The organism is Neisseria sp. P0001.S005 (genome assembly GCF_051963715.1).
The window spans coordinates 1-396 of the sequence record NZ_JBQCTZ010000701.1; the positions used below are offsets into that span (position 1 = coordinate 1).

Annotated in this window: 1 pseudogene; it reads left to right on the forward strand. The window is 51.3% G+C overall.

Annotated features, from left to right (window positions below):
• A pseudogene (locus ACTHSP_RS22455) lies at positions 1-324 on the forward strand (polyamine ABC transporter permease); the annotation flags it as partial.
• Between the last annotated feature and the right edge of the window lie 72 nt (positions 325-396).

A 396-nucleotide genomic window follows, 5' to 3' on the forward strand; every position in this document is an offset into this window, starting at 1 on the left:
ATTTTCTTCGTGATTACCCTGCCGCTGATTGCCCCTGCGATTGCTTCCGGCTTCCTCTTGGGCATTACCCTGTCTTTGGACGACTTGGTGATTACCTCCTTCCTGTCAGGCCCGGGTTCATCGACATTGCCGCAAGTGATTTTCTCCAAAATCAAACTCGGCCTTGACCCTCAGATGAACGTTTTGGCAACTATCCTGATCGGCATCATTGGTACGCTGGTGATTGTCGCCAACTACTGGATGATGCGTCAGGCAACCAAACGTGAACGCGAGGCTGCCGAAGCCTACCGCCAAGAAAAATTGGCAGCCGAGAAAGCCGCCTAATATGCAGACAGGCTGTCCGATAAAGCGTCGGAACAGCCTGTTTTATTAACTGCATCTTATCCTTTCAGACGG